Source organism: Poseidonibacter ostreae (assembly GCF_009208075.1).
GTDB classification, from domain to species: Bacteria; Campylobacterota; Campylobacteria; order Campylobacterales; family Arcobacteraceae; genus Poseidonibacter; species Poseidonibacter ostreae.
The window spans coordinates 20,356-27,643 of the sequence record NZ_WFKJ01000041.1; the positions used below are offsets into that span (position 1 = coordinate 20,356).

Below are 7,288 nucleotides of genomic sequence, written 5' to 3' on the forward strand. Positions count from 1 at the left end.
GCCTTAAGTAAAGTGAATAAATAATTTTATTTTGTAGTTTTTAGCTAGTGTAAAATGTAGTTTTTGCAGGAGTTACGTCTTTTAGTTTTAGAAACATCATTGATGTCATAATTGCATCATTTAAGGCATCATGTTTACCTAAAGTTGGAATATCAAGTTCTTTCATAATTGTATCAAATTTTAAATCTATAAACTCATACTCACTTGTTTTCTTTTTTGATTTAAAAAACATTGAAGATACTTCAATACTGTCATTTGGTAGCTTAACACCAATGTATTTTTTTGTATACTTTGAAAGCATAGCTATATCAAATTTGATATAGTATCCTACTATAGGTCTTGAGCCTATAAAGTCAAGAATTTTGAAGATTGCAACTTTTGGGCTTACTGCATTTTCTAAATCAATAGGTCTTATTTGATGAATTTTAATAGATTCTGCACTTATATTTTTAGAAGGTTTTACGAAGATATTAAAAGTTTCTCTCATGATAATCTTATTATCTTTTATATGAACTGCACCAATTGATAAAATTTCATCTTTTCTAGGACTTAATCCTGTTGTTTCGCAGTCTAAACATACATACTCATTTGGAAGTGGTTCATCGAATAAAAAATCAAATCTTTTATCTTTTAGTTTTTTTCTATTCCAATTTTTAAAAAGTTTATCAAACATTATGAAATCTTGTCAGTTTTAAAAGAATATGCAATAAATTTCTTAAAATCTATTACAATTTTAAAAGAGTCTTTTAATAAATCTCTTTCTATTTTTCCAAGATTATGCGTATCTATTTCATTATCAATCTCTTTATTTTCAAGAATTTTTTCTAATTGTGATTTTAATCTTAAAGTATTTACAACATCAAATGCTTCTAGTAGCTCATCAGCTCTCTCTTTTTCTAAAACTTTTTTTTGCTCTAAAATTTTTATTCTTTTTACAGTTGTTGTTTCTCTGATTTTTTCTCTTAAAGCTAAAGACCTAATTCCTTGAACAATAGGAAATACAGCTGTTTTTTTAATATCAATATAATGTACTTTTGTCATAAAATTTGCAACAGTACTTGGTGTATCAAAAGTTAAAGTTGCTTTTGCAAAATAAGCCATAAATACATCTTTATCATGTAATTTATCAAATAAATCATCTTTTAAATTAATTAAAAGTTGCTTATCTCCAGCAACAGCGAAGGAATCAAAGAATATTGCTAAATCCATATAATTTTGCATATCAGGAGCTTCAATCCATCTTTTAGTCTCATTTTTATATTCACTAACTGTTTTACACCAGAATGGATTAGAAACCATTATATTACCCTCACATGGCGGATATCCAAAGTCAATAAGATGTTCTGTTAGTTTTTGCATATAAGGTCTATATTGCTCAACATCAACTCCATCTTTTACAACTAAAGCATTATCTTGATCAGTTTTTATTATCTGTTCATTTCTTCCTTCACTCCCCATTACAATTAAACATGCATCTTTTTTTAACTCACTTGGCACTACTAAATTGTATAACTTCTGATAAACTTTTGTATTTAATTGTCCGATTAAATTTGAGATATGGTTTACTTTTACACCTTTTGCATGTAAACTTTTAATAATATTTATTAAATCATTACTAGAGTTTTTTAAATCTTCAATAGTTTTAGCTTTTTTGATTTTTGTATCAACTACATAAGTATTATTTGCAAAATGTGATAATACATCTATTTGTTCTAAAATTCCTATCATTTCACCTTGATTATTTGTAACACCAATTCTTTTAATATTTCTTTTTATTAAAACTGTTAGTGCATCAAATAAATAATCATCATTAAATACGGTCATTAATGGAAATATTGCAATATCTTTTACAGGTATATCAAGAGTTCTACCTTCTAATAATACTTTTACCTTTAAAAGTGAATCAGTAATTATTCCATACGATTTATCTTCTTTTTGAACAATTATAGTAGATGTTTTAAAAGTCATAGATTTTTCAATTGCATCAATTAGTTTTGTATCTTCATTTACTATACATGCTTCATGAATAATAGTATCTTCCACTTTTGCAATCATAAATGATGATAACTCAGATGTATACTCTTTATCTTTTAAGGTCTGAATTTTATTAACAAGATTTTTTAGAAAAAAATCTTTAAATTTTTGATTCTCTTCAATAAGCTTTAAAAATGTAACTTTTTCAAGTTCATAGCAAATTAAGTCTTCATGCACTTTAAATGTATTTTTTGTTTCATTATAAATAAGTGAATTTGCATCAAAGGAGTCTTCTTGATGATAATCCATTACAACTTCATCATCTTTATATTCATATACTGAACCTTTGATGATTATAAAAAAATGATCAGATATTTTATCTGGACTGATTAGTATAGAATCTTTTGGATAGTATGCTATATCCATATGTTTAATACAATTGTTGATTTGATTTTCAGTTAAAACTTCGAAAGGGTGAATATTTGAAAGAAAGGCTTCTTGATCTTGTAAGCTCATTAAGTTTCCTTAGCTTAGTATTTTTTTATATTATAAGATAATAACATAAAAAAATACTAAAAGTATGCCCAAAGGCATACTTTTATGTATTTGTGACTAGTGATCTACAGCCTCACCAGCACCTGAAGGAATCCTAATTCTTTCAACAAGATCTTGAATCTCTTGTGGCGGAGGAGGAGTCATTCTAGATATAGCAAATGCTACAATAACATGTAATATTGTACCAATTGTACCAAAACTAGCTGGTGCAATTCCTAAGAAGTACTCGTCTGGTGTTCCACCACCCCAGATGAAGTAAATTGCATATCCAATTGTAACGATAAGACCAGTTAAAATACCAGCAATCGCACCTTCTTTATTCATTCTCTTATCAAATACCCCAAGGATAATTGTAGGGAAGAATGCTGCTGAAGCAATACCAAATGCTAATGCAACAACTTGTGCAACGAAACCAGGAGGGTTAATTCCTAAGTAACCAGCAACACAAATAGCAACGATAGCTGAAACTCTTGCCCACATTAATTCTGATTTCTCAGTTAAAGTAGATTTTCCAGTTTCTTTATCTTTAAAGATAACTTGACCCATAAGGTCATGTGAAATAGCTGAAGCAATTACAAGTAATAGTCCTGCTGCTGTAGATAATGCTGCTGCAAGTCCACCAGCTGCGATGAATGCAATTACCCAGTTAGGTAAGTTAGCAATTTCAGGATTCGCAAGAACCATAATATCTCTATCTACGTATAATTCATTTTCAATTTTACCACTGTTTCCTGGTGCTTTACCATTTGTAGTAGCTCTGTTACCATTTTCAGTAACTTTTGTACCATCAAATTGAGGTTTACCTTTAGCTCCATCAAATGCTGCGCCTGGAGCATATTGAATTTTACCATCACCATTTCTATCAGTCCATGCTAATAGTCCACCTTGTTCCCAAGTTTTGAACCATCCACCATTATTAGCTGATCCATCTGGATGTGTTAATTTACCTTCAACAAATGCTGCATATTCAACATTTTGAACGTTTTTGATTAAGTTAACTCTTGAGAATGCAGCAACTGAAGAAATAGTTGTATACATAATCGCAATAAATACTAAAGCCCAACCTGCAGATATTCTAGCATCTTGTACAGTTGGAACTGTAAAGAATCTAACAATAACGTGTGGTAAACCAGCAGTACCAAGCATTAACGCTGTAGTTAACATAAATGTGTTCCATAAGTTACCTGGTTGTGTATAAGCACCGAAACCTAAATCAGTTACAGCAGTATCAAGTGCATGTAATAGATAAGTTCCCTCAGGAATTGTTTGAACACCATCGTTAAATGCGAAAGTTGTTTGTGCAAAAATACCTAATTGAGGTAAGAATGTATCAGTAACTTGTAATGAGATGAAGATTGCAGGAATCATGTATGCAAAAATCATAACAACATATTGTGCAACTTGTGTATATGTAATACCTTTCATTCCACCTAAAACAGAATAGAAGAATACAATTGCCATACCGATTAATACACCAGTATTTACATCAACTTGTAAGAATCTTGAGAATACAATCCCAACCCCTCTCATTTGACCCGCAACATATGTAAACGATACAAAAATAACACCAATAACAGCAACAAGTCTTGCAGTATCAGAATAATATCTGTCACCAACAAAATCAGGAACCGTAAATTTACCAAATTTTCTTAAGTAAGGAGCTAATAACATAGCTAGTAGAACATATCCACCAGTCCATCCCATTAAGTAAGCACCACCATCAGAACCCTTGAAAGAAATAATTCCCGCAAGTGAAATAAATGAAGCCGCAGACATCCAGTCAGCTGCTGTAGCCATACCATTTGCAACTGGGTGAACTCCACCACCTGCAACATAAAACTCTTTTGTTGAACCAGCTTTAGCCCAAAGTGCAATACCAATGTATACTGCGAATGTAATACCTACGAATAGGTAAATTAATGATTGTAATTCCATGTCTTTTCCTTCCTACTCGTGAACGCCGTATTTTTCGTCAATACTACTCATTGCTTTAACGTAAACAAAAATTAATATAACAAATACATAAATTGCACCCTGTTGTGCAAACCAAAAACCTAATTTAACTCCACTGATTTCAATAGCGTTAAGTTCATTAATAAATAAAATACCACAACCAAAAGAAACTACGAACCAAACTACTAAAAGTTTCATGATCATAGAAATATTTTCTTTCCAGTATGCTTGTGCTTTTTCTGGACTCATTCTGCTCTCCTTAATTATTTTTATCAAACAACCTACATCGTTTAATAATTTAACATTGAAATTATAATAAGTAACTATAGCAAAAAGGTAGCAATTGAAATTTTTTTTTGAAATCTTTTTTAAAGAGTAGTTTTAACGTAGCAAATAATGGTTTTAAGCCCTTTAAATAGGGCTTTTTTAAACTGAATAATATCTATCGATTTTATATCCTAAACCTCTGATATTTTTTATGAAGTCTTCTTTTAGTGCTTTTTTCAGTCTTGAAATCTCAGCTCTAATTGTTGGGTTGTCTATATTCTCTCCATCCCATATATCAACTCTAAATCTTTCGAAGTCAACAATCATATTAATATTAAGTGCTAAGATGTGAATTATCTCTAATTGTTTTTTAGTTAGGCCTTGTGGTTCACCATTAAAATATAGTGTTTGTTTGTCTTTTGAGTAAGAATAATTTTCAGAGAATTTAATATGTGTAGTTTTATTTTGGTCTTTTTTTAATATTTGGTTTATTTTAATACCTAACTCTTCTAAATGAAAAGGCTTCTTGATGTATTCTCTACATCCTAAATCATACCCTTTTGTTATATCTTCAATATCAACTAATGCTGAAATATATATAGCAGGTATATAAATCTTTCTGGCATTTAATTCTTGAAGTATTTCAAAACCATCTTTTGTTGGAACATTTATGTCTAGTATTAATAAATCATATGATATATCAACACTGTCTAAAACTTCTTGTCCATCTGTAAAACTTTCAGCAATATGGCCAATACCTTTTAAATATTCACAAATTGCGTTATTTAACATTAATTCATCTTCAAGCAGTAATATTTTCATTTATTCTAAACCTATAAGTAAATTTTGTTTCTTTGTCATTTGATTGAAGCTTTATTATAACTAAATTCTTGTCACAAATTTCTTTTACAATTTTTAATCCAAGCCCAAAGCCACCTCTATTACTATTTTCTCTATAAAAATCATCAAAAATTTTACTTTGATAATCAATTTTCTTAGAATTTGTTGCTACAGAAAATTCAACCTGATCATCTCTTGTGTAGTCAAGTTTAATATGTATTGCAGAGTTTGCATAAGAATATTTAATTGCATTTGATATATTATTATCAATGATTCTTTGAAATTCAGTAATATTAAATTTGATATAAATATCTTCTTGTATTGTACTTTCAAAATGTAAGGAATTAGAAGTAGCAATTTCTTGAAAGAATTCTAGTCTTTGTGATACTATATTAGATAAATTTAAATACTCTTTCTCATAAATAACTCTATCTTTTTTAATTAAGTAAGATAAATCATCATATATATATTGAATAATCTTTGCACCTGATTCTATATGTGTTACATATTTATTATTTGGAATATTCATTTTTAATAAATCTATATTAGTTTGTATTATAGAAAGTGGGGTATTTATTTCATGAACAGAGTTATTTATAAATTTTTTTTGTGATTCTATTAGTTTTGTTAACTCTTTTGTTTTTTCATCAACTTTGTATTCTAGGTTTTTATTTAAGTCTTCAAGCATATGAGTTTTAATTTTAATATTATTCATAGCATCTGTTGCATAATTTGCAATTACTTTAAATTCACCAAATATTAACCTATTTTGATTTAAGGGTTTGTCATTTTTTTGTGATTCTTTAAAATATTTACCAATCTCTTTAACATCACTTACAATTAAAATAGTTGCATTTTTATATATAAATATTGAGTATAATACAAGCATTATAGTTAATGAAGTGATTTGTAAAGTATAATCAGATATTTTTTGATCATATTCATACTTTTTACGTTGTACAAGATTATCTATTTTATCTAAATATACGCCTTTTCCTATACTCCAATTCCAAGGTTCGTATGATTTTGCATAAGATATTTTTTTTATATTTTGTGAAATGTCTGGTTTATACCAATTATATTCAACAAAACCACCTTTACTTTTTTGTGATACCTCAATTAGTTCTTTTATTACTTTCTTTCCATTTATATCTGTAGATTCAAATAGGTTTTTCCCAATATCTTTTTTTGCAATTGGATGATGGATTGATGTTCCATCAAAATTGTAAATAAATATATATTCATTTATTGTACTTAAATCTCTCATTTTATCAATTGCAATAAGTGCTTCTTTTTTTATAGCTTCTTCATCTTTAATATCTTTATATTTTTCATGTATATGTTTAATAAAGCTAATGGCAGCATTAACATCATTTTTTATAAGTTCTTGCTGATTGTCTTTATAATCAGTATTTAACGTAACAATTTTTTCTTGAAGTTCTTCATGTGCATTATTAATAATAATAAATGTAAAAAATGAAATTAAAACAACAATAAATAAAATACTGTAGACAATAAGGTGGTATAAACTTTTGGCTTTAAACATGAAGAGTTATCCTGGTGTGAGGTTTTAAAGCTTATAGAATACTCTTTTATAAATAAAAAGTTACTTTATAATGAGTTTTGATTATTGTTTTAAGAAAGAGTGATTTAAATGGTGACCCGTGATGGATTCGAACCATCGGCCACCTCCTTAAAA

At 28.3% G+C, this 7,288-nt stretch carries 6 protein-coding genes; all 6 read right to left on the minus strand.

Annotated elements, in window-relative coordinates; all coding sequences use genetic code 11:
* Nucleotides 1-40 precede the first annotated feature (40 nt).
* The 6 genes from GBG18_RS11875 to GBG18_RS11900 all read right to left on the minus strand — a co-directional run bounded on the left by GBG18_RS11875 (nt 41) and on the right by GBG18_RS11900 (nt 7,135).
* Nucleotides 41-673: a 3'-5' exonuclease gene (locus tag GBG18_RS11875; protein WP_152191343.1), complete on the minus strand. Its 633-nt coding sequence runs from the start codon at nt 671-673 to the stop codon at nt 41-43.
* Complete coding sequence (locus GBG18_RS11880) at nt 673-2,490, minus strand: DUF294 nucleotidyltransferase-like domain-containing protein (protein ID WP_152191344.1); 1,818 nt, start codon at nt 2,488-2,490, stop codon at nt 673-675. Before GBG18_RS11880 ends, GBG18_RS11875 begins: the two co-directional genes overlap by 1 nt.
* Before the next feature lie 96 nt (nt 2,491-2,586).
* Entirely contained in the window at nt 2,587-4,464 is a 1,878-nt protein-coding gene (locus GBG18_RS11885; RefSeq protein ID WP_152191346.1) for a sodium:solute symporter family protein, read from the minus strand.
* 12 nt (nt 4,465-4,476) lie between these two features.
* On the minus strand, nt 4,477-4,731 hold the full coding sequence (locus tag GBG18_RS11890) for a DUF4212 domain-containing protein (RefSeq protein ID WP_152191348.1): 255 nt from the start codon (nt 4,729-4,731) through the stop codon (nt 4,477-4,479).
* A gap of 177 nt (nt 4,732-4,908) precedes the next feature.
* The gene (locus GBG18_RS11895) at nt 4,909-5,571 is read right to left on the minus strand and encodes a response regulator transcription factor (protein ID WP_152191350.1); all 663 of its coding nucleotides are present in this window, start codon (nt 5,569-5,571) and stop codon (nt 4,909-4,911) included.
* Nucleotides 5,552-7,135, minus strand: a complete 1,584-nt coding sequence (locus GBG18_RS11900) for a sensor histidine kinase (RefSeq protein ID WP_152191352.1) — start codon at nt 7,133-7,135, stop codon at nt 5,552-5,554. Before GBG18_RS11900 ends, GBG18_RS11895 begins: the two co-directional genes overlap by 20 nt.
* Nucleotides 7,136-7,288 lie beyond the last annotated feature (153 nt).